The following is a 26,241-nucleotide window of genomic DNA, read 5'->3' as shown; positions in this document are numbered from 1 at the left end:
CTCATTGCTGTCTCTGTTCAGTTCAGACCGATGCTTCGATTCACAGAGCTACCGTTCCAAGATTGAACGGCTCACACCAATTCAACTCGGCTTCCGAACCCTCGATTGGGAAGTACCGACACTGCATCTAAATCGAGAATTCTCTGGAGCAGGGAGCCGTCGGACAGTTCCCAATCCAGCGAGTACAGAGTTTCGTTCTCGTGCGTATTGACGTGGGTAATCTCATTGACCGACGGGTGCTCTCGGACAGCCTGTTCGAACAGTTCCCGTTCGTCGTTCCGGACTCGAACGAACGGTGTGGGTTTCCCTCCCAGTGGCACCATCGTTTCGACTGAGATTTGTGTTGTCCCCTCGACCCGGAGAATCTGTCCGAGTTCGAACGAATCAGATGGGACAGTTAACTCAACGATAACACTCATGAGATACACACCCGTTGTAGCCCAACTGCCCTAAAGTCTCGGCAGAGACAGTTTCCCGGCGAAACGACGGGCTTGGTGTACCATGCTTTTCGGTAGTGTTATCCCCCGGAAAGCCATAACAGGGATAGAGACACACAACTGTTGTCGCTCCTGTTGGTGTGGCGGTAATTCAGACACTGTCACAGCAGCGTATCGCAGTCGAGTGTCAATCACACTATGACAACCGATTTCATTCCCGACGACGAGATGTCGAGTACAGCGGACTTCGAGGCAGCTCTCGGCCAGGTGATTCTCACCGCCCTCCAGAACGACATCGACCCGTGGGGGACGTGGGAATATCGCACTGACGGAGCGAATTTAGACACGGAAGTTATGGTCGTCAGACTGGCGGAGTGACGGGGCACACTGGCGGTGCTGTTTTAACTACCATGTTAGACCATCCCGAAATGTGTTGCGCAGTGCATCCCGATTACTACGTATGGCAGAATCTCCCGGTACTTCTGAGCCTCTAACCGAGAGATCTGATTCGAGAGCAACTGTCGCTCACCGGCTGGTCGAGAACGTTTCGACACACGCGGTATTCCAGCTCGACTCCGACGGGGATATCGTCACGTGGTCAGCCCCGGCAGAGGACCTCTACGGACACAACGCCGAATCGATTCTCGGACAGCACGTGAGTGTGCTATTCGCTGACAAAGAGAGTACTGACACCGATTCGCTTCCTGAGGAGTTCTTCGAGAAACCGGAAACCGAGACCATCGAAGTCGAGCACTGGCATCGGCGCGCCGATGACGCAATCTTCTGGGGAACGCTCACGCTGTCGCCGCTGTGGAACGGCAGCTTTCACGGGTACGCGGCGGTCAGCCAGGATACGACGACGACCAAAGAGTACGAGCGAATGCTGGAACGGCAGAACGACCGTCTCAAGGAGTTTACCGACATTCTCGCACACGACCTCAGAAATCCACTGAACGTTATCGATGGCCACCTGAGTCTGTACGAGGAAACTGGAGACGCGGATCACCTCGAAACGATCGACGAGACGACCGACCGGATGGCACGACTCGTCGAGGATCTGCTTCGGGTAGCGCGACAGGGGGACGTGGTCACCGATCCAGAGCCAACCGACATCGGTGACGTTATCGAAACAGCCTGGGAGGGCCTGGCCGGCGACTCCGGCCCGACCCTCCACTACGAAACCGTCGGGTCAGTGAGCAGTGACCCCGACAGACTCTGTGAGTTGTTCGAGAACCTCTTCCGAAACGCCGTCGAACACGGTGGGAACGGCGTGACGGTTCGTGTCGGGCCGCTCGACACGGGGTTTTATGTTGAAGACGATGGACCAGGTATCGCCGATGACCACAAGTCAACGGTATTCGATCATGGATTTACTACGCACGATGACGGCCACGGATACGGACTCTCAGTTGTCCGGACGATAGTCAACGCTCACGGCTGGGATATCATTGCTTCTGACGCAGAAACTGGTGGAGCACGGTTCGAGATTACCGGAATCGAGTTCCTCAGTTGAGCGCGACGGAGATGATCGTCTGACGTACACGGAATGAGAACGCGTCGTAAACCGGACAGTCGCCGGAATACTCCCTGGCGTTCGAGACTACTCGGCCGAACGTCTGTCTTAGAATGCGTGTCCCACGTTACGCGCCCGTTCGATTCTCGCATCTAATCTCTCGGTCGTGGTGCTACTGCGGACATATTGACTGGGACCCACGGCGAATCATTGGAGCCTTTGCTGAGTCGAACGCGGTTGTACTGGGTGTCGAGTTTGAAGCCTTTGCTCTTGAATGTGACAGTACTACGCGGGTGTTCGTCACCGTGTTTGCGGTTAGCGTGAGACCGCAGTCTCACGTACCATTCGAACGGGCGCTCCGCGCCCGTGAGAAGAAGCCGAGCGGGTTCGCGTTCGTGTCTCCGTTACGTCGTTTGCCGTACCAGCCGTTGAACGCCTCAGCGAGTTCTTGAAGAACGCGCTGTCCTCAAAAATCGGGGAGTTTTGGCATCACGAAAGACGTCGTCTTTCGAACGAACTTGACTGAGAATGGAGGTCATCGTAGCGTTCGTGGCTCTTGAGGTAGGCGGTGAGTTCGTCATGTTCCGGAATGTAGTCGATTTCATCCCAGATACGCGAGATCGTCCACCGTCCGACGTCGTGAGACTACGTCTCACGGGCTATCAGACGTAGTCTGATAACGTTCCAGAGTTTCGAGGCTGAGAACCCGAGCGAATCGAGGTCGTCGGACACCTGTGACTGGTTCCGTATGGAAGCAGTGTAGGTGCGCGTGACGACCTGTTTCGCAATACATAATCTATGTAGACAAACCAACTTGAAAGAATGGATTCGAGCATGGAATATCTGGGTGTGCCATCGAACGGTGGGTGGTGTCGGGTACTGACAGATTCATCCCCGTCCTCGAAAAGCGAAGCTTTTCGGTTGTGGTTCGAGACGCGGAGCGTCTCGTCATCACGAGAGACGTACGTCTCTCGAACGACAGCGAGAGCTTCGCTCTCGCCATGCCTCTAAAGCACGGGGCTTTCTCCTCGATTTCCCGTAAAATAAGCAGTAAGACGTTGCCGAGGTAGCAGATTTGCTCGCCGGGTCTATCCTCATTGTTTCCGTGTGACCCCTGCAAGCTACCACACCTCCCATAGGTTGCGCCGGTTCCGGTTCAAGCGCTCATTTGTTGGAGCGACTTGCCCACATCGCAGAATACAGTAGGACCTCTGGAAGGGCCACGGCTGACGCTTTTGGGGAAGCCCACCATCGGTGAAAGTAATTACTATTCGTCAGCTTCTGCAGGGTCAAGAGTCTATAACGACTTCCGGTATCGAATTTGAGTTGTGATGGCTACAAAACTGAGGAAGTACTATTAGGAAGGGGCTACCTCTTTGAATTAGAGAAGAATCGATGGCAGAGGAACCAACTATTGGTGGTCACTCACGCCGCTTTCGGTTGGTTGTTCTTTTGAGTGTCCTGTTTGTGTTATTTGCAGCCATACTGGCGGTTGGCGCGGTTGAGACTCCCGGTTCGGGAACTCCCGGTCTGGGTCAAGCAGGTGATTCAGGGTCTACAACTAGTGAGCAACTAAACCAGCTAAACGAGACGAGGTCGGAAACCGAGGCGAACCGAACCACTGACTCTGCAGGAGGGGGAGTAAGTTCGTATGGTGGGGTTAGTAGCGGGGGGTATCCAGAACAGTCGACTGTCGGAGGTTCGATAGAACTCTCGAACCGTCCGGAGTTACGTGTCCAGAGCCCTCGTCCAGCACGGTGGCGACTCGGTGGATATGCTCGGTACACGGGTTCCGGCTGGGAACGTGATTCGAGTCCTGAGCCGCTTCGTGGCTTGATTGATCCGGGAAATGGTGAGTCGGTTCGCCCACAATATGAGATTCAGGTAGAAGCGCTCCGGCCGTTCAGGTCGCTTGCAACGGTTTGGCGTCCAGCATTTGCGAATGTTGACCGTGACGTGTTCATCACAGACCAACGTGGTCTGCTCGTCGGGACTCCACTCGAAACAAACGACACGTACACGACGATTACATACGGTCCACCTTCGCGTAGCGAGGCAAAGCGGGCAACAGGAACGGCCCCTCCTTCGGTCCAAGAACGATATACACAGTTACCCGCAGATACGCCGGGTCGACTTGGGGAGCGGACAGACGGTATCACCAGTGACGCCGAGACACCGTACGAGGCGGCCGAAGCCGTTGAGCGGTGGCTCGAACAGAACAAGCAGTATTCTCTCGATGCCAATCACGACAGAGCGAATGATGTTGCGACCGAGTTCGTCTTTGAGATGGAGGCGGGGTACTGCCAGTACTTTGCAACGGCGATGACCGCAATGTTGCGAACACAGGATATCCCCGCTCGGTACGTGACTGGCTACACGACTGGTGAACAGGTGGCTGAAAATACCTACCTTGCTCGTGGAAAAAACGCTCACGCGTGGGTAGAGGTCTACTTCGAGGGTGTTGGGTGGGTCAGCTTCGATCCAACGCCCGGTGGCGGCCGGGTTGATGCTGGACGGGCTCTAGAACCACCGGAATCTCAACCTGAACAAAACCAATCAGACCCAGAGAACGATGACACGAATCAAGATGAACAGAATAGCGAAGACGATGAGCAGACCGAATCGAACGAGGATAACTCGGAGGAAGAAGACCTTGGCCCACCGTACGACATTGACCTCTCACCTGAGCCTATTCCGGGAGCACAGGTCACGGTTACTGTTGAAAAGAACGGCACTGCTATCTCAGGTGCCGAGGTGTTGTTCAATGGTGAGGTCGTTGGCACAACGAACGAGACAGGGCAACTCCAAGCAACGGTCCCATACGCCTTGGAATTAGTCGTCTCGGCGGAACCGCCACCCAGTCAGGGCGCTGTTGCTCAACGACCCGTGGGTGGGACAGGTCCACTGGCCGGGAACACGCTCTCCGCACCAGTTGCGCCAGCCCAAACAGACGAGAATTCGTCAGTGCGCTACGACATCCCGACCGATGCGTCTATTACGACCCAGAACCTTCCTCTGCCGGGTCGAACAGTCGCCGCGAATATGTCGATTAACGGCAGTGCTGTTGCCGGCCTGACTGTCATTATCGATGGAGAACAGGTTGGGACAACGAACGAGACTGGGGCATTCTCGCTCCCTGTGCCGGCAGATGTGTCGCTCGGCGAGGGCCTTCCGATCGAGTTCAAACGTGGTGAGTTTGCGGCAAGTGGAAACATTACTGTGGCTGATGTCGAAATCAATGTTGAAACAGGATTTTTCAAACTGCCGGGTACCAGTGCCGATATAACAGTTACTGCTGTGACCGAAAAGCAGGGCATACCGCTGAGCGGGGTTCCAATCCGGACCAACGGAGCTAAAGCAACGCTGGCGACCGATGAATCTGGGAGCGCTACGATGGACCTGCCATGGTCCAACGAAGCGACTGCGACAGCAGTTGTGGGCGAGCAAACTGTCACCACCGCTGTTTCGGGGATACTGTTCCACCTTGGTGGCGTCTTGGCCGTTCTCGCGGGAACACTGGCAGGTTCGGGCACTTGGATCTACCGAAACCCAGAGAAGTTACGCCAATTCAAATACCGCGTCGTCAGCGCGCTCGTCACAACTGGGGAGTGGCTCCGGCTGCTCGGACACTATGTGTATTCGATTGGACCTGCCCTAGCAAGAGGGCTCCGCAGATTCGGCGTCCGGGCGCGAACATACCTCGCTCGTCTTCGAGATGAGTTCACGCTCGCGGCGCTTTTGTCACCGGTCACCTACGTCATCGCGAGGGTCACCGGGTTCCTCGCGTGGCTACAGACGATCCCCGGCCTGCTCCGCGGCCTCCTATCGAACGGTGGGTCTGAACGCGCAAACGACGATGGGGCAGTGTCAGGGCCAACAGAGACGACTGAGTCACCAGATGGCACAACGGAAGTTCCGGCATATCAGCGACTCCGTCAGTGCTGGCGGTGGCTGGTACGCCGCGTTGTCAGACGGTCCAAGACAAAGACGGCTGTTGAGGTCGAAAATCAAGCCGTGGAGAAAGGGTTTCCTCGTCGGCCAGTTCGACGACTTCGACGAGCGTTCCAGGATGTCGAGTACGGGTTTACCGACCCAGACGACCGCGTTGATGTCGCCGAAGAGTCTGTCGAACAGCTTCGTGAAGACACGGCGGAGGACGAGCAATGAAACTGACTCGCGCTCATTTGTTACTCGTTTTTGGTTTACTGGCTGGGGCCGGCGGACTTGCTGTGATCTTCGTCCCGGATCTCCTTCCGGCTGAGGTTGAACAGTTTCGGGATATTCTTGACCGACAACTCGTGTCTCGATTTGCGATTGGATTGGCTACATTCGTCGTTCTCACCGCGCTGTTTCGCCTGTTACGGCCGAGTGCTGCGCGGGTCGATCGCTCACCAATCACGCAGCAACCTCCGGAAGTCGTTACAGCGAACAAGGCAACTGATACAGATCGACAGGCCCGGGTAGCGTACAGTCGTGCGGTAGAGCAGTTCGATTCAGCGGACCGGAGCGCTCGCTTAGTTGCGATCTATGGGCGGCGAGCGCAGAACGCCGCGGAGATTGACGAGGACCTCGAGCGGTACCTCCGCGGACTTGCCGACGTTGTGGCCAACACCTATGCTACGTCGGTTGGCTGTGATGAAGCGACTGCAAACCACGCTGTTGAAACAGGGCAGTGGACCGACGACCGGGTGGCGGCTGCATTCCTTGCAGCTGACCTCGACAGCGATGTGTCATTCACGGCTTGGGAGCGATTTAATGCGTGGGTGGCGCCTGAGCGTGTTTTCCGCGCACGAGTACGCCGAGTCCTCGACGAAGCAGAGCTGTACACTGACTCCTACCTCACGTATGGGGGAGTGGTCAGCAGAAACCCACAGACGCCGACAGCGAGCGAGGCAGAAGACATCCCCAGCCGGACAGCAGACCAGACGGAAGGCCCGGAAAAGACCGGGGGTGTCCATGCTGATGGAGGGAGACCAACCGCGGGAGACCACGCAGTGAATCAAGACGGTGAGGAACAGTGACGAGTCCAACTCACGAGACAGACAGCGGTTCATCACAGAGCGATTATAACGAAGGAGAGGTGCGTACAGAAACGACGTATACGCCACGGTTTGCGGGGTTTGTTGTCCTCTTTGGGGTACTTGTCGCCGTCGGACTCGTTACGTTCACTCCTGTCGCTCTGGCTGCTGCGGCGCTGTTGGTCGTCTTTTTATTGGCTGGTGTGACGCAGACACCGACGCCGCCAGCGGACCAACTCGTAGCGTCTTACAGCGTCACACCGGGACATCCACGGCCAGCCGATACGGTGACCGTTGAGGTCACTGTTACAAACGAGAGCCAGCAGACGTATCCCGACGTCCGGCTCGTGGACACCGTCCCTGAGAATCTCGAGGTAGTCGATGGAGCGCCCCGACGAGCAGCGACGCTTCGTCCAGGCGGCTCCGTAACCATGGAGTACGACGTTATCGCTCGTCGCGGCGAATACGCATTCGGCCCTGTCCGCGCTCGCGTTCGGACACTCGTCGGCTCGATGTGGGTGCAACAGCCGCTCCAGACCCAAACGCCAGCAACGATGCGATGTGCAGTGCGGGCAGACGATATTCCGCTCGAAGAGCAAGCAACCCACTACATCGGTGAGCTTCTTTCCGATGTTGGCGGCGACGGAATCGAGTTCCACTCGACACGGGAGTATCACCGTGGCGATGCACCATCGCGTATCAACTGGCGTGAACTCGCCAAGCGACAAGAACTCTCAACAATCACGTACAGAGAGCGCCAAGCCGCAGACGTAACCATCATCACGGACGCCCGTGGCCCCAGTCAGGTCAGTGCTGGGCCGGGCGAACCATCCGGTGCAACCCTCGCAACGTATGCAACGTACCAACTGCTGTCGACACTTATCGAGCGCGGCCACTACGTTGGAGTGGCTATCCCAGGTCTCCAGCCCAGTGACACCACGACGAACTCGTTTCCATGTCGGCGGATTGACCACGGCCGGGGAGACGGACAGCAGCGCCTCGCATTCGACCTGTTCGAGGAAGTTGACCGCCTCGCCCGGGCAAACGGGCCAGAGAACGACGATTCAAGCGCCGATACTGCCGGTGGGGCTGTGTTCGGCAGGAGAGGCAATCAGGTCAGCGAGAACTTTGTGCAGGACCTCACTGGCTGGGTCAGCCCAAACACGCAGTTCGTCTTCGTGAGCACGCTACTCGATGACTCTGGACAGGAACTGTGCCAGCAACTGCGACAGCGTGGCTTCCCAGTGGTTGTGATTAGTCCCGATGTGACAATCTCGCCGCGGTCACTGTCAGGGTCGGTATCCGGTAATAACGACAAGAGTGAGACTCCAGAAGACACCACTGTTCCCAAACAGACTGTTCGACTCAGGAGAGGCGCACGAGTCGAGAAACTCCGGCAGGAGGGATACACCGTGATTGATTGGGACCCAACGCGACCGTTGTCCGTGTGTTGTGAACAGCAGACAGTTCCTGGAGGGTCACGATGAGTCAGCGCACAAAACCAAGCACCGCGGCATCGACGGCGGGGCTACTGCCTGATACTGTTGGCATCGTGTTGCTCGCGGTAATCGTCGGGACCGTCCTCGTGTTTGCCTCGCAACTCGGATACGCGCTTGGGCCAGTCGCAGTCATCTCGGCAAGCGGGGTTGTGGCGGCACTCGGTGTCAGGATCGCAGCGACAGACCGCAGTCGAAATCTTGTCGTCGGAGTGACTGTGCTCTGGCTTGCAGCCCTGACATTCACCGGCGGGACCGTGCGACTGGTCTTCACACAGTTACAGTCAGGAATTATTGCCTCACTCCTTGCCTCAGTCGTTGCCGCTGGGGCACTACTGGGACCGTTCGGAGTCGTGAGTAACACCATCCGAATGTACGGTCACGGTGCAGGAGGCCGGGTGCTCCGCCGATATTTGATCGGGACTGTGATCCTCGGACTCTTGATTGGCGCGCTCAGTGCTCTCTCGCTACTCCAAGTTCTCGGCGTTGCGTTTCTCATCGCACCGCTGCCTGCTGTGGGGGATCTGCTTACGGTCCTCACCTCACTGTCAGTCCGTGTTACAGCCGCAGTCATTGTCTACACGGCAGCCCTTTTCACCGTGCCGTGGGCCGCGCGGTCGTTCCCTGTCGAGATTCTCGTTCCAGTCACTGCTCTTGAGCAACTCACTCGGGTGCGTGGACTCATCAAGACTGCCTCTTGGTATGGTCTCGGATTGGTGTTTGTGTACCTGATCATCGCGGTGCTTGCTGCCTTTGCGCTTGCTGCTCCCAGTGGTCTTTCAGGATCAAGAGGCGACGCTGTCGAATTCCTCTTAGCTGTCGCTGTCCCGATCGTACGCGCCGGCGCCTCACAGTCAGTCGTTACCGCTGTCGCCTCAGTGACGGCTCTAACCATTGTTGGAATTCTCACACTGAAGCGAGTGCGCAACTTCAAGAGTGTCTCTGGAGCAGCAGTTGCCGAAGCGGTTGTTCCACCAGCAATACTCTTCGCTCTCGTTGTAAGCTCCACAACATTACTCAGTGATCAGCTTCCCCTCGCGATTCTCGAAACACAACTGGCTCTGCTCGCCTCGCCGGGTTCACCAGTCTACAAGAGCCTCTCAGGCCGCCCAGAGTTGATCTTGCTCAGTCTCGGAACCCTCGCGATTCTGGCGAGTGGTATCGTTCTGTCAATTCCAGCTGCCATTGCCGGTGCATCACCGGGGGACAAGTCCTTAGTGGGGCTCACGGCAAGCGTCGTTTCAGTAACTCTCCTTGTCATCGTCGCGGTCTTCGAGGGTGGGTCACTCAAGCTGATTGTTCTCGGTGTCGCCAGTGCTGCCATCGTCTGGGAACTTGGCGAATACTCAACGGTCGCTGCTGGGGAGCTCGGAGTAGCTGGAGACGCAGGTGGAGTCCCTGCAGGCGTGACAACGCTCCTGTCGATTCACGCCGTGGTTACACTGTGTCTCGCCGTAATCGGGGCAGCTGTTGTCATCGCTCTCGAAACTGTCGCAGTCAGTGCAACGCTCCCGCTAACCGTTGCACTCCCTGCTGTCCTAGCGACGATTATTGGATTGACGGCACTCATGTTGCTTCTCACTGGCTGAATCGCGAGCACAAAAAAGACAGACAAGTGCTACTGTTGGTCCATTCCGGGGACGGGAACTGCGTCTAGCGCTTCAGCGATGATTTCATCCGGATCAACATCCCGAATGGATGCGTCGGTTGTTAAGACCAAGCGATGTCCGTAAAGTGGTGACGCGAGGTGTTTGACATCATCTGGAGTTACGTACTCCCGGCCCTGAAGAACGGCCCGTGCTCGAGCAGCTTCAAACATCTTCTGTACGCCGCGAGGAGAGACTCCAATATTAACTCGCGGGTCGTCGCGGGTGTACTCGGCCAAATTCACGATATACTCTGTAATCTCTCCTCTTACCCCCACTTCCTCAGCGGTGACCTGGATGCGTCGGACATCTTCGGGGCCGATTACCGGGTCGACAGAGGGGACCTGCGTCCGTCTGCTGCCACGGCGGTCCAGTAATTCGAGTTCACCTTCATGGCCCGGATAACCCATCTGTGTTTTAATAGAGAATCGATCTCGCTGTGCCTCAGGCAGTTCAAAAGTACCTTCCTGCTCGACTGGGTTTTGCGTTGCAATAACGAAAAACGGCCGTGGCAAGGCGTATGACGTACCATCCACACTCACTTGCTTTTCACCCATTGCTTCCAAGAGTGCGGCTTGGGTCTTCGGTGGCGCGCGGTTAATTTCGTCAGCGAGCACGACGTTGGCAAAGACCGGTCCACGCTGGAACTCAAACTCGGCGTCAACTTCGTCGTAGATGTGTGACCCAGTGATATCGGCTGGCAGGAGGTCGGGCGTAAACTGCACTCGTGAGAATGACATCCCGAGGGCCTCAGCCAACACCTGTGCAGCCAGTGTCTTTCCCGTGCCGGGAACGTCCTCGAGATGAACGTGTCCTCGGGCGATTACGCCAGTGAGCAATAGCTCGAAAAAATCGACATCGGCCACAACGGCTGAGCCAATTTGCTCGATTATCTGATTCGCTGTCTCTGCGACTGTTTCAACCGGTACTGGTTCAATCTGCTCAATGTCTTCAGCGTTCCCGCCGACCTGCTCCATATTACCGACAGTGCGGCCCCCATCCTCAAATCAATTACCGCTTAGCGGTCAACTGATAGTGGTCCGTCATCCGAGTCATTCTCGTTCACACAAACATTATAGCAGAACTCACCGTAGCAGTTGCAAGTCGTGGGACCCCCCTGTTAGGCAATGACGAACTGTCCTACAAGTCCGAGCAAACCCAGAGCGAAACTGATCATCGCCACCACACGTTTTCGCTGTCCGTCTGTTAGTGGAGCGAACTCGCCAACTGTCCCTAATGCAAGAGCCACCAACAGTCCCCCTCCAATGTACTGCAAAAGTGAAAATGTGGACATCAGCGTCTCAACGAGGAATATCGGAGTTACTGCGAAGAATAATCCAACGACTGTATATCCTACCGCAGTTAGCCACTTGTTCATCGTATAATTATCACTGACTACTTAGTGGATTATATTTTTTGTTCATTCGGATCTATCGCAGCAAAACCACTAATTCCAAAGTTGTTCTCAGAACTTGGTTATCACTGTGGCTGAACCGACCATAGTCGTGTGCCAATTATAACCTCTGAGTCGGCCACGCGATCTCTGACAGAATTCAGGAAGGGAATCCAGCAAATGCTGAATAGAACGCGCGTATTCAGCAAAATATAATCGTGAGCTACGAGCTAGTATCGGAATGAATCACTCATCTTGCTCTCGCCTTTGCTTGTCTTTACACCACTCAAAGAGTCTCTGGCGTAGGTCATCATCTGTCTCACCGAATATGCTCCCGAGTCGATACCCAAGATTGTCCCACGTCAGTTCCTCGGGTGGGGGCCCCTCGGAATATTTCGACGACTCTCCACCATTGAGATCTTTGACAGCAGCCGTCCAGCCTCGCTTGAAAGCACCTTGTCGGTCGCTATCCGCGGCTTGGCGTACATCTCCCATCGGGATCGTTGGATCATCGGCCATATCGACTATTTGACCACTCGGCTTCAAAAGTCTACGTGTGCCCGAACTCGGTAGATAGATACTCTATATTCAGCACTCGAACTCTGTCAAGAAGTGGGACTATTGTGCCAATCGGCCATTGAGCTTCACTGTCGGCATGAATGGAGACGTACGCGAATTCCTGCAGATGCCACCCAACCGCCAATCGAACGAGAGCAGACCATCTGTCCAATTCTCTAAAATCCTATAACAGGGCCTACGTATGCCAATTTCTGGAGAAAACCTACTATGGACGCTGCAGGCGCTCGCTCGCCCGTCGAACGAATCGCTTTTCAGGGCGTGAAGCGGCTGAAATCGAGTGTTTGAGAATTGGGGGAATAGTTAATTATTGATATGAATGTGCGCCCGTGCTGAATACAGAGGAGGCAGTCAGCGGTCGACTGTCGTGGGTTTCACACTTCTCCTAACGAAGCAGCTGCTCAGTGTGGCTGCGTATGCATAGACTGCCACAGAGGGCGTAGGCTTTCGAGACTACGGCAAGCCATTCTGCGCGTTCACCAAGTTCTCATCACTGTTCTTGACCGCTATCCACCACGTCTTCAGTACAGCAATTGTAACGAGTTTCGGTGGTTGTTCAATCCCGATACAGGATTTCTCATGTGCGTCGATATTACTCGGTGGATGAAAATGCCGTACCGGCTTACTGGTGGTTTCATTCGCCGCCTCACGCCCGAACCTGAATCCCAGTCCTTCCTCCCGATAGTGGTATTTGTAATCTCCATTTTCCCACCACTGAATATCGAAATATCCCCCTCGCTCGTGGATTCCTGGAGTGACAGTGACACGTGCCACTCTGATATCTTCTCCTTTCCGCTGTGTGAATGGATGACCTTTCCGATACCGGAATCGGACTTTGACGAGGGCTTTGCCGAGTTGGTGGCGCATCTGCCCCACGCTTTCATCAACCGCCTCCGAATCGATTGGAGAGCCATTTCCCATCCCCATTACTGGAGTGAGTGCTGATTGCCAGTGGAGGTCGTTGTCTGATTCTCCGCTTGTCTGTCTCCCGGTTCAGTTACGATGGCTGCCTGATCTTTTGCCTCTTTGAAGCGGTATGCTGCTCTGAGGTGGCTGAGTTCTCGTTCCGCTGTCCGCCAGTGAGAGACATCATTGAGTTCATTTTGGCTGAGTTCGGTATCTGAAATCAGCAACTCCTCTGGATCGGTTGCGTCATATTTGGCTTTGTACTCTGCGATTTCCTGTTTTACTCGCTGGATTTGATTGACAACCGTTTCGCTACTGGCGAGCCGCCGAATCTGTTTGAGAAGATGCCACTCTGGGTCTCGGGAGTACAGCTTTCCAGAGTTTGTCTGCTGACTTCTCACGATACCTTCTTCAGCAAGCTTGTTGAGCGTGGCTCTGGCTTTTGTTTCGGAGACGAGAGCTGTCTCTGCGATCTCGCCCGCCGATTTCGGACTCGTTGTTCTGTCGATCACCGTGCGAATCCGTTCGTTCGCAGTGGTCTCGCTTTGCCACTCTGCGGCTGCGAAGTCATCGATATTTTCGAAACTATCGTCATCAACAGTGAACGGGTCAATATCATCCACTGTTACCGGCTCGTCCGGTAGCTCTTCTCCGGCGGGAAATTCGTCGGGCCCGTCAGGAGGTGGTGGGTCGTTGGTCATGCATTACGCTATGCTGTAGGCACAGATATATTTTATCGACTCATATATGTGTCTCGTAGGACTTCGATACCGAAGATCTTGAGAATGAGAGTGGTTCTTGAAACACCTGCATTGAGCTATTCATCATGTTATCAATTTGGGGAACATCCGTGACCGTTACGCGCCCTGGGCCTTGTTTAGCCGCTAGTAATATTGCCTAAATGTCGAGGATTCTAGGGAGTGAAGCGAGCACAGTTCGGTGTGCACTCGAACCTGGTCCGCTTCACCGAACGATGTGTCGCATTATCCCAAAAAACTGTTCAGAGTGACCCAGATACACCTATCAAGAAAGGAGAAGGTGGCTACGCAGATTGGGTAATTATAGCCATTCATAGTCTTCGAGAATACCTCGATCACACGTATCGGCAGCTGCTTGAGATGCTTCAAAAAATGCCCGATACCGTTGCGATGCTCGGCCTTTCAGTGGATGAACTACCGGACTTTACCACTGTCTGTAGTCGGAAACAAGACCTCAAAATGAGTGTCTGGCGGACGTTGCTAGGACTGTCAGCAGATTTGTTTGATTCTGGAGAGTACAAGCAATAGACTCGACTAGTATCGCTCACCGGTCATCCAGTCATAATTATGCAAAGCGCGTCAAAGGAACGTTTGAGTCGGTTAAGACAACGATTCTTGTCGATTGTTCTACGCGGTCAATACTCGATGTACACTGCTCTATGAACCTACCACACGACACACAGATTGCTTGGCAAGTCCTGAAGAGAAATCTCAGTAACGTAGAAACTGTCGTCGCTGACAAGGGATTTGATTGGGACAAACTCCGGCATATGCTCCGAGAGGAGGATATTCGACCGGTAATCAAACATCGTGAGTTCTACTCACTTGACGCTGCTCATAATGCTCGTATTAATGATAAAACGTATCATCAGCGTTCTATCGTAGAATGGATATTCTTTGCGCTGAGAAAACGATTTGGCTCGACAATTAAGTCAAGAACGTGGTTTGGACAGTTCCGAGAGCTCGTCCTAATATGTGCTGTCAAAAACATAGAACAGTCTCTCACAACCTAACTCAACTGATTTTGAGCATCTAAACAAGGCCCAGGGCGCGAATTTTACACGATAGGTGTCTGATTCGACTATGTCGGACTGGTCAACGCAGGCACCTAATTTGTCAGACGCGTGTTCTGGAACATTGTGCTATCGGCCGATAACGCCCAGTATCCGTCGGCGAACGTCCTCAGCTGAGTCATATGTTTGGTCATCCGTAGAAGAGAGTACATACTCCAGGAGTTTTTTATCACCCTGGATTTCAAGTTCATAATCGCCATAGGCTGCAACCGACTCAGCTGTCGTGGTTGGATAGTCGTGCGATTTGAGCGCTTCATCAAGATCGCCAAGCCGCACACTTTCGTCATCAAACAGCGGTTCCTTTTCATCGCCGCGGGCTTTCGCCTCCGCTAATTCTCGCTCACGCTGGTGATTCTCTTCACGGTCTTCTTGCTCTTCTCGGCGCTGCTCATCGTCTTTCATATATACCAACAGGAGGCCCAGCCGAATATAACCCTGGGCGGCCGGTTCGCACGCTTACCTCCGGAGTGGTTCAGAACTGACAGAGCGAAATTAACGGTGCTTGAGAACTGGGGAAAATATATGGATCTTAATGTAAATTTGCGCCCGTGCTGAATAGAGGGGGCATATCTTGCATTGCCAGCAAAATTCTGCTCGTTAAGCGTTCCGACGACTGACGCACAAAATACTATTTCAACGCCCACTAATTCGGTAAGTGGGTTATCGCTACATTGGTGAGTGAGCGGCGGGAGATACCGTCTCTTACAGAGTAGTACCGACGTAGTGGGTTATCTCCGCCACGAGTGGGGCCCGGAACATCCAGAACCTCTTCCACTCGCGGGGCCAACCTCAATAGCAAGCAACGCAACGTGTCCATCCTGCGATACCATCTACCTCCGTACCCGTCGGCAGGATATAGTCCGAATGTCACCGAACGGAAATTTCAGGAAGAGCGCTTGCAGGTGTAGGGGCGCCTGTTACGCCACAACGTGCGCAACCGAATATCGCGGTAGACGGACTTACTCGCTTAAATCGAAATTTTCGAATTACTTTCAAAATGAATTTCACAAAGGCATATCCGCGTCGGTATCGTCTCTCTTAGTAGAACCACTATGTCCCTTAATGACACACCAATTTCGCAGATAAGCACTGGTGTCGGGGGTCTTGACGAACTACTAAAAGGAGGATTCATCCAGAAACGGATGTATCTCGCCACCGGTGAGCCGGGGACCGCAAAAACGACGCTCGCCATGCACTTCCTCCACGAAGGACTTGCCAACGACGAAACAGTCCTCTATATCCACGGGGAAGAATCCGCCGAGGAACTGAAAACCAATGCCGCCCAGTTCGGTATCGATATCAGCGCTGTGGAGTTTCTCGATCTCGGCCCCGACTCGGACTTTTTCACCGAAGATTCGTCCTTCGATCTCGTCGATTCCAGTGATATCGACCAAGAACGCTACACCGAGGTGATTCACGAGGCAATCGAAGAAATTGGCCCCGAACGGGTGGTCATCGACCCGATCACCCAGCTCCGCTACCTCGAAACGTCTGACTATCATTACCGCAAACGAATCCTCTCGTTCATCCGGTTCCTCAAAAAGCGAGGTGTCACAATTCTCGCCACGGCCACACTGGAGACGAATCAAACCGCGTCCGCAGACATCCGCTCGCTGAGTGATGGCGTTGTCACACTGTCCCGTGTCGCCGATGGGCGGCGCATTGAAGTAGTGAAAAATCGGGGCGTCGGCCAGATCGAAGGCGATCACGGGGCCGAAATTCGCTCCAGCGGACTCGAAGTGTATCCCCACATTCGTCCGGAACCGTCCGACCGTGAATTCGATCCAACCCCGGTTGGATCCGGTATTCCAGAACTCGATGAGATGGTTGGTGGCGGGTTCGAACGCGGGACGGTGACGTTCATCACCGGTCCAACTGGTGTCGGGAAGACCACGCTTGCGACAGTCTATCTCGCCCAAGCGGCACGACAGCTTGGCAAGTCAGTGATCTATCTCTTCGAGGAACGGATCGAAACGTTCGAACACCGATGCCGATCCCTCGGGATCCCGATCGACGAATTGCGGGAAGAGGGACTCCTCTCGATCCACGTAATCGAACCGGGGACACTCTCCGCCGAAGAGTTCGCCCACAAGGTGCGACGAGAGGTTGAAGAGGAAAATGCAGAGACGGTTATGATTGATGGCGTGAGCGGCTACGCCTCGGTGATCAAAGGCCACGAAGACGGGCTTGATCGGGATCTCCAGTCTCTGACTCGCTATCTTATCAACAGGGAAGTGACCGTCTTCGTTACCGACGCAACCCACCAGGTGACAGGACTCTCTTCCGCCACGAGCCACAAGATCAGTCAAATCGCAGATAATCTCATATTCATTAGTTACGTGGAAATTCAGAGTTCGCTTCGAAAAGTTATCGGCGTACTCAAAAAACGAACTGGTGGATTCGACTCCAGTTTCCGTGAATTCGAGATCACCGCGAACGGTGTCCAGATCGGTGAACCCCTCACTGAATACAGCGGGATCCTTCACGGCTCACCACGGGGTGGCAGTAGCTCACAACGGGAGCCGGAAATGAAATAATGACGCAGCCAGAGACATCCTCCAGCGGGCAGAGCGAAACATCCGAGACGGTTCAATTACTCGTCGCCGACGCTGGAAATCGGTCGGCAATCAGTAGAATGCTCGACGACCGATTCGAGGTGGAGACGAGCCAGACAGTAACGGACGCCGATTTATATCTCATCGAAGATCACCGTTTCCCCGAGTATCAAGTGGCGTTACGCGAGCGGGTCGAGCAAGAGGACCCGGCGTTCTGTCCAGTCGTCCTGATTCAACGCGAGAGTACGGATCTCACGCAGGAAAACAAGGACCCATCTGCCCACGGGGGAGGAGTCCCCTACGACGAGGTGGTGGATGCACCGATCGACCCACCCCAGTTGATTCGACGACTGAACTCGTTACTCGTCCGCCGTCGGCAGTCTCAGGAGCTGATGCAGCATGTCTCGACATTGGAGGAGCGTGAGCAACGCCTCCGCCGTTTCGAGCAGGGCGTCGAATCGACCGGAAATAGCATACTCATGACCAACCCTGCCGGCACAATCGAGTACGTGAACCCAGCTCTCGAATCGCTTGCCGGATATACTGAAGATGAAGTCCTCGGGGAGTCCCCACAGATACTCTTGCCTGATGGGGCTGAAGCTGTCTTCGACGAGGAGTTCTGGCAGACGTTGGCAGACCAGACGGAATGGGAGAAAGACATCATCATCGAACGCAAAAATTCTGACCGGCGAGTCGTCAATGCAACGACGACCGTTCTCCGCGATGCAGAACGGGAAACTGAAGGATTCGTCATCGTATTCAGTGACATTACCGACCGAATCCGGCGAGAACAAGACTTGGAGGACAGAGAAGCGGAACTCGATCTGCTTCGACAAATTTTGACGCGATATCTCCGCCATAATATGCGAAACGATCTCAATGTTATCCAAGGGAATGCAGAGTTGCTGCAAGTAGACGAGTCGCTGTCGCCAGAGCAGACCGAGTTGGCCGAGTCGATTATCAAGAAAACGGAAGCCCTCTCCGAAATGAGTGATACGGCTCGGACCTACAGTTCACTACTCGGAAGAGAATCCGAGTTGTCTACGTTTGATCTCTCGAAAATGACGACAGAGGCGGTTCAACGAGTCCGAGAAGACCATTCTGACGTGACGTTTGAACTCGATGTTCCCGAATCGTGTGAAATTCGTGCCCGAGACGGGATTCAACGTGCGTTCGAGGAACTGATCGACAATGCTGCACGACATAATGATGCGAGGAAACCGTGGGTGCATATTCAGGTCCAAAACGATGACCGAGCACGACTGGTAATTAAGGATAACGGACCGGGACTCACCAATCAGGAAATAGAGTCGTTGGAAAAGAGGGCCGAAACACCACTCACACACAGTCAGGGTGTCGGCTTGTGGCTCAGTAAATGGCTGATCGAGGGAGTCGAGGGAGAACTATCCATCGAGACAACTGACACAGGGACCCGCGTTACAGTTGATTTCCCGTCCCTTGCCACAATCGGTTCGACTGGGCAAGAAATCACCACGCTAAAAGAGCGTGAACAGCGCTTACAGACGATCAAAGATCGGATGACCGACGCGGTAATCGAGGTCGATGCCGATTTTACCGTCACTCAGCTTGACGAACGAGCTGAACGCATTTTCGACAAAGAGGTGGATACTGTATTGGGTCGTCGTTTGTGGGATGCGTTTCCGACTCTTACAGACACGCAATTCGAACCGGTCATCCGAAACGCCATGGAATCCCGCTCATCAACGAGTGTCGAAGGGTATTTGGAAGAGATAGATACCGGTCTAGAATTTGCGATATATCCTGAGTTTGACGGTGGGCTTACGTTTTACACCCGGGACGTAACAGAGCGCAAGGAACAAGAGAAAGTACTGACACGCAATACCCGTGCAATAGACGAAGCACCCATCGGCATCACGATTTCCGATCCAAGCCAAGCAGACAATCCTATGATCTACGTGAATGACCGATTCCAGGAACTGACTGGCTACTCGGAAGCGAAGACTCTCGGTCGGAACTGTCGCTTCCTCCAGGGCGAAGCCACCGATCCCGAACCGGTTGCGAGGATGCGAGAGGCAGTTGACAACGAAGACCCTGTCTCCGTTGAACTCCGGAACTACCAGAAAGACGGGACGGAGTTCTGGAACCAGGTGTCGATTGCACCCGTCCGTGACGATGATGGGTCGGTCGTCAATTGGGTTGGCTTCCAGCGGGATATATCCGACCAACGACGGCGCGAGCGGGTCCTCCGCGAGATGTATGATATTATTTCGGATCGACATCGGTCGTTTGAGGACAAAGTGCAGGCCCTCTTGGAACTCGGTCGAACCGAACTCAACACGGAGTACGGGACGCTGTCAGAGATCCGCGGTGAGGAGTACGTGTTCGAGTTCGTTGCGACGGACGATGACACCATCCAGTCGGGAGAGGTAGTCCCAGTATCAGCCACGAACTGTGAAGTCGTCGCTAGTTCCGAAGAAACCCTCGTAGCCGGTGATATCGAACGTGATGAGCCGGAGCAGACTGACAGGGCGGGCTTCACCGAGTGGGGAATCTCATGTTATCTCGGAGCTCCAGTGTTTACCGGAGACGAGGTCTATGGGACGTTCTGTTTCTACGGCAGGGAGGCTCGGTCTGATCAGTTCTCCAAGTGGCAAGTCACGCTGGTTGACCTCATGAGTCGGTGGGTGAGCTATGAACTGCAGCACCGAGAAGCGAACGAACAACTCCAACAGACGAACGAACGGTTAGAGCAATTCTCGTCGGTTGTCTCTCACGATCTACGGAATCCACTCAACGTTGCTCAACTTCGCTTAGACTTGGCGAACCAAGAGTGTGCGAGTGACCATCATACTGCAATCGGTCAAGCACTTGATCGAATGGACGCGCTGATCACTGAGTTGCTGGCACTCGCTCGGGAGGGCAAAAGTACGACTGAGATGACCTCGGTCAATCTTGCAACGCTTACGGAGAACTGTTGGGATAACGTCGATACCAGAGATGCTAGCATCTTCAGCGATATCGAGCGGACGATTCGAGCCGATGAAGGGCAACTGAGCCAGGTATTCGAGAATCTCGTTCGTAACGCTGTCGAACACGGAGGTGACGACGTGACGGTCCGAGTTGGCGAACTGGACGCCGGCTTCTACATCGAGGACGACGGACCAGGTATTCCCGAAGACAAACGTGACGACGTGTTCGACGCGGGCTACTCGACAAGCGACAAGGGGACCGGCTTTGGATTGAGTATCGTCAAGCAGGTGGTTGATGCCCACAACTGGGAGATTCACCTAACTGAAGGTTCCGAGGGTGGTGCGCGGTTCGAAATTACCGGCGTTGAGTTTGCTGCTGAATAGAACCTCTGTATTCATCACCCAAAATATACCAAAAGTGAGGGTATTGTGGCAACCGGCCATTGAGTGTCACTGTCGACACGAATATGAATGTACGCGAACTCCCGCAGATACCACCCGACCGCCAATCGAACGAAAGTAAACTCCCTGTCCAGATCTCTAAAACTGCTTGAAAGGGCCTATGTATGCCAATATCTGGAGAATAACTGCTATGGGCGCTGCAGGCGCTCGCTCGCGTGTCGAACGAATCGACTTTCAGGGCGTGAGGCGGTCGATATCGAGGGACAATCCCGGCAGATATGACAGCCTCCAGTCAGCAATCAAATCTGTATTGAAGACAGAGCGTGGGATTCATCAATTGATCGCGTCGGGAAGGGAAGCCTGTGGAATGCCAGCTCACCGAACGCCCTTCTGAGAGTACGGTTGCTCCACAGCAAGAGTCTACTAGTACGACCTCAAGAATCGGCCAATCGCTCAGTACAGGGGATACACGTATCGCAACAAAAAGACGATCTGTTCGAGATTATCAGGGATACTATACAAGACTTAGAGAGTGTATACAGGAAGGTGACTCAACTGCGGAGGATCTCCGTCATCAAGGGCTAAGGAAAATTTATAATTCCCGGACAGTATCGTTGGGATATGTCTGGTTACAGCTTTCAGACCAAGGTAGATGATTGGACTGAAAGCTCGTTTTTTCTTGCGGTACTTCTTGGCCTCGCTTCGATTCCATTTTCACTGATCCTCTCTTGGGAAGAAGCAACTCTGATTAATGGTGCTCCGATGATAGTGACTGGACTTCTTGTTGGATATCTCTACAATGCAAGATCGACGGATAGCCATCAGGCTGGATTAATTGCTGGTTTCGTAGCGTCTCTTGGCGGAATTATGGTATTTGCGACAGAAGTTGTAGCGAGATTCTCCCTCGGTGAAAGTACGAGACTAGAGGTTGTCGCAATCCCACTTGTACTCATTCTGCTGGTAATCTGTCTTGCTATTCTTGTGATGGTCTTCGCCATGGTCGGAAATTGGATAGCGAAAATCACTGCTCGTTTCTATTCTATTCAGTCACACAAATAGGCCACAACAGTCCATAAGCAGGTTCCTCTCTTACACCGCCATGTACAATCTTATCTGCTTACTGTAGACGCACCCTCTATTTTACACGGCGTGACAGACGATACTTGTACTGGTAGAATCACTATCACTCAATACGCACACTATTAAGCGACTATTCCACCAGATACGCCGGTGAAGAGAAAGCGCACCAGACGTTAATCGGCGGTACACTTGTGTCCGGGATTTCGCCAATAAATGCCGGTGATACGGGGGATATCGTTCTCTGCAAGTCTACGATTCGTTTCTGAGTATGGAACGCGCATAGCCGAAACGTTGCCGTAAATCAGATAATCGGGAGCCGGTCCCGACGATTCCAGACGGCCACCAGTTTACTCATCAGTCGGCCAAGTATCTGGCAGACGCGACAATGTTGCCTTGATTTTGAAATCGTCTATTCCAGTCTGCTCTTGCAACCAGTCCGCAGCCTCAACGTGGGCGTCCTGTCCGTTCGGAATATGTATGCCATCTGGGGACTGCACAATGAACGGAAGTTCAAGTACCTCTTCTTCGAGAACACGTTCCATCTTGTCGTAGTCCTCCGTCCTTGCGACCAGCCGAATCAACTCTTCGGCTGGAATCGGCGACCCCCATGAATGACGACGAGCAAGTTTCCAGACGAATCTCGCCGCTGCATCCGACATTTTCCTGTGCTTCGTACCGTGAACAATTATATCTATTCAAATTGAATAGTCATATATGTTCAATGGATTTAACACAGTGTGGACGCTATACTGAGACACAATCAGCGTGAAGCTCTATGTCAAGTCAAAAATCACCGCCGGACTCGGCCGATGATCTCTCGATGGATGACCTGCGCGACGAGTATCCAAGCGGCTGGCGGATTCTCGTCCAAAACGAGAGCGTCGGCTACATTCTTGATGCACTGATGGATGCGCTTCCGGGTTCGGAGTTCACGAAATCAGAGCTTGCAACCGAAGCAGGTGTCAGCCGCCAGTCGGTGTACACGCATCTAGATTTGTTGCTGGTTCTGGGCGTCCTCGAACCGGTCGAAGATTCCTCCCCTGAGCGATATCGTGTCGACAGCGACAGCGAACTGCTTGACTTGCTTCATCAGGTGAATGGGAAAGTCAATAAACGACTGTCTGAATAGTCGAGAGCGACTGAGCGGGTACTTTTATTCGGTATCGCCTGTTTGTGGATTATTTTCGGTGACCCAATGATTAGACGCACTGAACGGTTGCGCAGATGTAGCGAACCATGTGATGGAACCGCCGCGTTTCAGAATCGTTCAGGAAGTGAACGAATGTAATCTGGACGGATATCGTGAGACCGACCGTTGTCTTGCAGTTTTGCCCGTAAAATCTGCTATTGGCGCTGCAGGCGCTCGCTCGTCCAGCGAATAAATCCACTTTTAGGGCGTGAAGCAGGCGAAACAGGCCTGTTCAGATTGGTGGTGTTTAACGGAGATTTCCCATCCAGAGTCGAACGAGATTACAGCAGTTCGTCAATCCAGTCACACCACGATTGGAAATCCTCCGCTCCACATTGCTCGGCGATATTGCGCAATGTATCACCGCTAATTTCCTTACCCATCGGAATCGTTACGTTCCGAATCTCGTCGGTTTCTGGGTGAACGTATCGAAGTTTCAGATGACTCCCTGCCCGGTCAACGGGCTGGTACCCCATCTCAGTGAGGGCGTTCACCAGTTCACGGGATGAATACGGCGCAGGCACAGTTACTCCGAAAACCAGGGTGCGTCAGGCTCGCGTGGTTCGTCCAGAACAGAATCCGGGTCGATCCCTAAGTCACGAAGGTCGGCGTCAGTTACGGGTTCACCAATCTCTCCTTTGTGTAGGGCGACGGCTTCGTCTAAGTTTACGAGCGCTTCCGAGCGCGTTTCTCCCTGACTTGCCACACCGGCTTCTTCGTCGATTGCTGACCACTCGCCGCCCTCTTCTTCGACAAGACGAATCTCACGACGGGGTGTGTCTGAGTCGCCAGCGTCAGCTTTCGCCATACCACCATGTAGTCCAGAGACCAACAAAACGCTTCGGGAACTGTTGGTACCGGACATAGTGGGGAAACTGTCGAGTATCTCCGATCCAGCACTGAAAAGCTGGATTTGCCGGTGAAATGGAAAAGTGGCGAGATGACCTGATCCAGTACGGCATAGCGCAACTGACCGATGATTCGTCGGACCCGAACGACTAACACCATTCAGAATGCCAATCCAGATATGGCTACTGAAGAAGGAGCGGACACGGCGTCTCCACTTGACGAGGTGATGGAAGACATCCGTCGGGAGTTGGTTCGGCGGGTTGCAACTGAAGACCGGACCGCGAATCGGGACATCTACGACGCCCTCGAAGACGAATAAGTCGTCAGTGCTGCAATCGGCGATTGATTTCCTCTGTTGCCACTCATATGGACGTACGCGAACTCCTGTGGGTAGTACCTGCTCGATTACGCAACGAACGAAAGCAAAGACATTGCAATCGGAGAAACCTAAATAGCAGATAAAGAGTTTGAAAGCCCTGATTTCGGAAGGCAAACCCACTATGGGCGCTGCAGGCGCTGGCCCGACTGTCGAACGAATCCACTTTTAGGGCGTGAGGTGGCAGAAATCAGCGAGTACTAAAGACACCGAAAGACACAGTATACTGTGCTCACATAGTTTTGCGTATGCCGACTATCACAGTCAACGTAGATGACGACCTGAAAGAGCGCATGGAGAAGCACCCCGAAATCAACTGGAGTGAGGTCACGCGACAGGCCATCCAAGAGAAAATCGAGACGCTCGAAGTGATGGACGAACTTACTAGCGAGAGCGAACTCACGGAGAGCGACGTGCAGGAGATTGCTGAGAAGATCAACGAGAGTGGACGCAAGCACGTTGACGAGGAATCAGCGTAGACACGACTGATGAAGTTGGTCATCGACGCAAACGTCGTCATCTCCGCGCTGATCGTGGAGAAATCTGGGTTGGAACAGGACCGAGTAGAACAGTTCACCGACCTGCTGTTCCAGTACATCGAAGTCGTCTCCGCCGACGATTTCTATCCGGCTATCGATAAGGCACAGTTGACGCAGAGACGGTAAACTACACCTTCAGGCGGCCAGGTGGGTGATGAAGACTCTGAGCGTTATACGTCACTTCTGGTTGTATTCTGGCAGGACATTCAGACGATGATGAATAGAACGCGCGAGTCGGCCACCGTAGGTGGTCGGAATTAGTGCTGCTCGAATCGCTCGATACAGTGGATTCAGTGTGCGGTTGACACAGATGAGACTAGTATATGTGTGGAGCGACAGTCGATAGTATGGTCAACAAGAGCGGACCCGAGTACCCAAAGGGTCTTATCCGAGCCAGCGTAATACGCTTGTATGTCGAATACAGATACGTCATCCGGTGACCCGGGGAAGACAAACATCAACATTCGGTTGACAGAGACGTTTCTCGAAGACATCGACGCGACGTGGCAAGAAGAGGGATACAACAGCCGGAGCGAATTTATTCGGGATGCCCTTCGTGATGCGGTTCGGCATCCGGACTTGACGCGGGAAAGCTGGAAGGAAATCGCTGCCGTCGAACACGCACGCCGGACGGGAGACAGCGAGACGTTCACCCGCGAGGATATTGTTGGCGACGATGAGTGACGACGAGTGGAACTGGCAGTTCCGCGCGCCAGCAAAGCGAACCTATGACGATCTCGACGAGCACGCACAAGACCGGATCACCGACAAACTCGACGAGATCGTGACCGACCAGTGGCGTGACCCCGATGACTACCTCGAACCACTCACCGGTGCACCCTACTCGAAACTCAGAATCGGCCAGTTTCGACTCGGTGCCGAGTGTGACCACGGCGAACAGGTACTGGATATCTACACTATCGAACACCGCAGTGGTGCGTACAAAGCTGACGACGATTGACCGGTCCGCAGTCTTGGCGAGCGGGAGTTCAGCAACTCCGCAGTGAAACAAACGCGGACAGCGTGCTGGTTACAAACTCTGTATCGGTCAAGACATTGCTGACAGATCTTGACTAGGCCGCGACCTCGCCCTAGATATGAGATCCGGACCCTACAGAATATACGTTGGACTATTTTGAGTGACTTGATCAGCGCAGATATACGCGAACTTCCGTGGATACCACTCGCCGCACCAGCTATCGAACGAAAGCAAATACATTGCAATCAGAGAAAGCTAAACAGAAAATACAGAGCTTGAATGCCCTGATTTCGGACGGCGAACCCAATATGGGCGCTGCAGGATTGTGAACCACGCCGACCTCGCTCACTCCGTTCGCTTGTCGTCTCATTCAAATCCTTCGCGGTTCACTTAACACTGCAGGCTTTCGTTCGTCTGGTGAACGAATTATCCTTTCGGGCCTGAGACGGCCGAAATCGGCACGCTCAGATCGGGGGTTCTGCCCGGTGAGTTCGCACCTCCAGAG

Annotated in this window: 23 protein-coding genes and 3 pseudogenes; 16 read left to right on the top strand and 10 right to left on the bottom strand. The window is 53.9% G+C overall.

The annotated features are described in order from the left end of the window. Positions 1-71: 71 nt before the first annotated feature. Complete coding sequence (locus ACMGFM_RS10765) at positions 72-419, bottom strand: bacterio-opsin activator domain-containing protein (RefSeq protein WP_436902604.1); 348 nt, start codon at positions 417-419, stop codon at positions 72-74. Between the two features lie 216 nt (positions 420-635). Here ACMGFM_RS10765 and ACMGFM_RS10760 point away from each other — a divergent pair, with 216 nt between their 5' ends. Both ACMGFM_RS10760 and ACMGFM_RS10755 read left to right on the top strand, forming a co-directional pair. Continuing rightward, positions 636-815: a hypothetical protein gene (locus ACMGFM_RS10760; RefSeq protein WP_436902603.1), complete on the top strand. Its 180-nt coding sequence runs from the start codon at positions 636-638 to the stop codon at positions 813-815. Between the two features lie 82 nt (positions 816-897). Next, positions 898-1,950: a sensor histidine kinase gene (locus ACMGFM_RS10755; protein WP_436902602.1), complete on the top strand. Its 1,053-nt coding sequence runs from the start codon at positions 898-900 to the stop codon at positions 1,948-1,950. Positions 1,951-2,159: 209 nt separating this feature from the next. On the opposite strand, the pseudogene ACMGFM_RS10750 reads toward ACMGFM_RS10755, so the two are convergent. Beyond that, positions 2,160-2,739, bottom strand: a pseudogene (locus ACMGFM_RS10750) (hypothetical protein); the annotation flags it as partial. Positions 2,740-3,906: 1,167 nt separating this feature from the next. On the opposite strand from ACMGFM_RS10750, the gene ACMGFM_RS10745 reads away from it, so the two are divergent. Genes ACMGFM_RS10745 through ACMGFM_RS10730 form a run of 4 tightly spaced genes read left to right on the top strand, consistent with a single transcriptional unit; the run spans position 3,907 to position 10,053 of the window. Beyond that, complete coding sequence (locus ACMGFM_RS10745; protein WP_436902601.1) at positions 3,907-6,117, top strand: transglutaminase-like domain-containing protein; 2,211 nt, start codon at positions 3,907-3,909, stop codon at positions 6,115-6,117. Continuing rightward, positions 6,114-6,971, top strand: a complete 858-nt coding sequence (locus ACMGFM_RS10740; RefSeq protein WP_436902600.1) for a DUF7269 family protein — start codon at positions 6,114-6,116, stop codon at positions 6,969-6,971. Before ACMGFM_RS10745 ends, ACMGFM_RS10740 begins: the two co-directional genes overlap by 4 nt. A 59-nt stretch (positions 6,972-7,030) precedes the next feature. After that, a complete protein-coding gene (locus ACMGFM_RS10735) occupies positions 7,031-8,455 on the top strand; it encodes a DUF58 domain-containing protein (protein ID WP_436902599.1) in 1,425 nt (474 codons plus the stop codon). Continuing rightward, positions 8,452-10,053: a hypothetical protein gene (locus tag ACMGFM_RS10730; protein WP_436902598.1), complete on the top strand. Its 1,602-nt coding sequence runs from the start codon at positions 8,452-8,454 to the stop codon at positions 10,051-10,053. The genes ACMGFM_RS10735 and ACMGFM_RS10730 overlap by 4 nt, the downstream gene beginning before the upstream one ends. A 29-nt stretch (positions 10,054-10,082) precedes the next feature. On the opposite strand, the gene ACMGFM_RS10725 is transcribed toward ACMGFM_RS10730, so the two are convergent. From ACMGFM_RS10725 to ACMGFM_RS10710, 4 genes are all read right to left on the bottom strand, one after another. Continuing rightward, a complete protein-coding gene (locus ACMGFM_RS10725; protein ID WP_436902597.1) occupies positions 10,083-11,087 on the bottom strand; it encodes an AAA family ATPase in 1,005 nt (334 codons plus the stop codon). 143 nt (positions 11,088-11,230) lie between these two features. Further along, on the bottom strand, positions 11,231-11,488 hold the full coding sequence (locus ACMGFM_RS10720) for a hypothetical protein (RefSeq protein ID WP_436902596.1): 258 nt from the start codon (positions 11,486-11,488) through the stop codon (positions 11,231-11,233). 1,044 nt (positions 11,489-12,532) lie between these two features. Then, entirely contained in the window at positions 12,533-13,006 is a 474-nt protein-coding gene (locus ACMGFM_RS10715) for a toxin-antitoxin system TumE family protein (protein WP_436902595.1), read from the bottom strand. Beyond that, positions 13,006-13,686 (bottom strand): winged helix-turn-helix domain-containing protein, encoded by a 681-nt coding sequence (locus ACMGFM_RS10710; protein WP_436902594.1) that lies wholly within the window; start codon positions 13,684-13,686, stop codon positions 13,006-13,008. Before ACMGFM_RS10710 ends, ACMGFM_RS10715 begins: the two co-directional genes overlap by 1 nt. 240 nt (positions 13,687-13,926) lie before the next feature. Here ACMGFM_RS10710 and ACMGFM_RS10705 point away from each other — a divergent pair. Next, a pseudogene (locus ACMGFM_RS10705) lies at positions 13,927-14,756 on the top strand (IS5 family transposase). A 129-nt stretch (positions 14,757-14,885) separates the two neighbouring features. On the opposite strand, the gene ACMGFM_RS10700 reads toward ACMGFM_RS10705, so the two are convergent. Further along, entirely contained in the window at positions 14,886-15,218 is a 333-nt protein-coding gene (locus tag ACMGFM_RS10700) for a DUF5789 family protein (protein ID WP_436902593.1), read from the bottom strand. 650 nt (positions 15,219-15,868) lie between these two features. Here ACMGFM_RS10700 and ACMGFM_RS10695 point away from each other — a divergent pair. The 3 genes from ACMGFM_RS10695 (at position 15,869) to ACMGFM_RS10685 (ending at position 21,783) form a co-directional block, all read left to right on the top strand. Further along, positions 15,869-17,353 (top strand): ATPase domain-containing protein, encoded by a 1,485-nt coding sequence (locus ACMGFM_RS10695; protein ID WP_436902592.1) that lies wholly within the window; start codon positions 15,869-15,871, stop codon positions 17,351-17,353. Beyond that, positions 17,353-20,706, top strand: coding sequence for a PAS domain-containing protein (locus ACMGFM_RS10690; protein WP_436902591.1), 3,354 nt, complete (start codon positions 17,353-17,355; stop codon positions 20,704-20,706). Before ACMGFM_RS10695 ends, ACMGFM_RS10690 begins: the two co-directional genes overlap by 1 nt. Positions 20,707-21,345: 639 nt before the next feature. Further along, on the top strand, positions 21,346-21,783 hold the full coding sequence (locus ACMGFM_RS10685) for a DUF5518 domain-containing protein (protein ID WP_436902590.1): 438 nt from the start codon (positions 21,346-21,348) through the stop codon (positions 21,781-21,783). A gap of 368 nt (positions 21,784-22,151) precedes the next feature. Here ACMGFM_RS10685 and ACMGFM_RS10680 read toward each other — a convergent pair whose 3' ends face one another. Next, complete coding sequence (locus ACMGFM_RS10680; RefSeq protein WP_436902589.1) at positions 22,152-22,463, bottom strand: hypothetical protein; 312 nt, start codon at positions 22,461-22,463, stop codon at positions 22,152-22,154. A gap of 116 nt (positions 22,464-22,579) precedes the next feature. Between ACMGFM_RS10680 and ACMGFM_RS10675 the strand changes: the two genes are divergently transcribed. After that, entirely contained in the window at positions 22,580-22,933 is a 354-nt protein-coding gene (locus tag ACMGFM_RS10675; RefSeq protein ID WP_436902588.1) for an ArsR family transcriptional regulator, read from the top strand. A gap of 341 nt (positions 22,934-23,274) precedes the next feature. Here ACMGFM_RS10675 and ACMGFM_RS10670 read toward each other — a convergent pair whose 3' ends face one another. Next, on the bottom strand, positions 23,275-23,487 hold the full coding sequence (locus ACMGFM_RS10670; protein WP_436902587.1) for a type II toxin-antitoxin system HicA family toxin: 213 nt from the start codon (positions 23,485-23,487) through the stop codon (positions 23,275-23,277). 32 nt (positions 23,488-23,519) lie between these two features. Continuing rightward, positions 23,520-23,801: a type II toxin-antitoxin system HicB family antitoxin gene (locus tag ACMGFM_RS10665; RefSeq protein WP_436902586.1), complete on the bottom strand. Its 282-nt coding sequence runs from the start codon at positions 23,799-23,801 to the stop codon at positions 23,520-23,522. A gap of 219 nt (positions 23,802-24,020) precedes the next feature. Here ACMGFM_RS10665 and ACMGFM_RS10660 point away from each other — a divergent pair, with 219 nt between their 5' ends. From ACMGFM_RS10660 to ACMGFM_RS10640, 5 genes and pseudogenes are all read left to right on the top strand, one after another. Next, positions 24,021-24,161, top strand: a complete 141-nt coding sequence (locus tag ACMGFM_RS10660; protein WP_436902585.1) for a hypothetical protein — start codon at positions 24,021-24,023, stop codon at positions 24,159-24,161. Between the two features lie 305 nt (positions 24,162-24,466). Next, complete coding sequence (locus tag ACMGFM_RS10655; protein ID WP_436902584.1) at positions 24,467-24,697, top strand: AF_0619 family ribbon-helix-helix protein; 231 nt, start codon at positions 24,467-24,469, stop codon at positions 24,695-24,697. 9 nt (positions 24,698-24,706) lie between these two features. Continuing rightward, positions 24,707-24,862, top strand: a pseudogene (locus ACMGFM_RS10650) (PIN domain-containing protein); the annotation flags it as partial. 306 nt (positions 24,863-25,168) lie between these two features. Then, a complete protein-coding gene (locus ACMGFM_RS10645; RefSeq protein WP_436902583.1) occupies positions 25,169-25,441 on the top strand; it encodes a ribbon-helix-helix domain-containing protein in 273 nt (90 codons plus the stop codon). Further along, positions 25,434-25,718, top strand: coding sequence for a type II toxin-antitoxin system RelE family toxin (locus ACMGFM_RS10640; protein ID WP_436902582.1), 285 nt, complete (start codon positions 25,434-25,436; stop codon positions 25,716-25,718). Before ACMGFM_RS10645 ends, ACMGFM_RS10640 begins: the two co-directional genes overlap by 8 nt. The last annotated feature ends 523 nt before the right edge of the window (positions 25,719-26,241 follow it).

This window comes from Halovenus halobia (assembly GCF_051414135.1).
Classification (GTDB): domain Archaea; phylum Halobacteriota; class Halobacteria; order Halobacteriales; family Haloarculaceae; genus Halovenus; species Halovenus halobia.
This window is presented reverse-complemented; position numbering and strand designations above follow the sequence as displayed.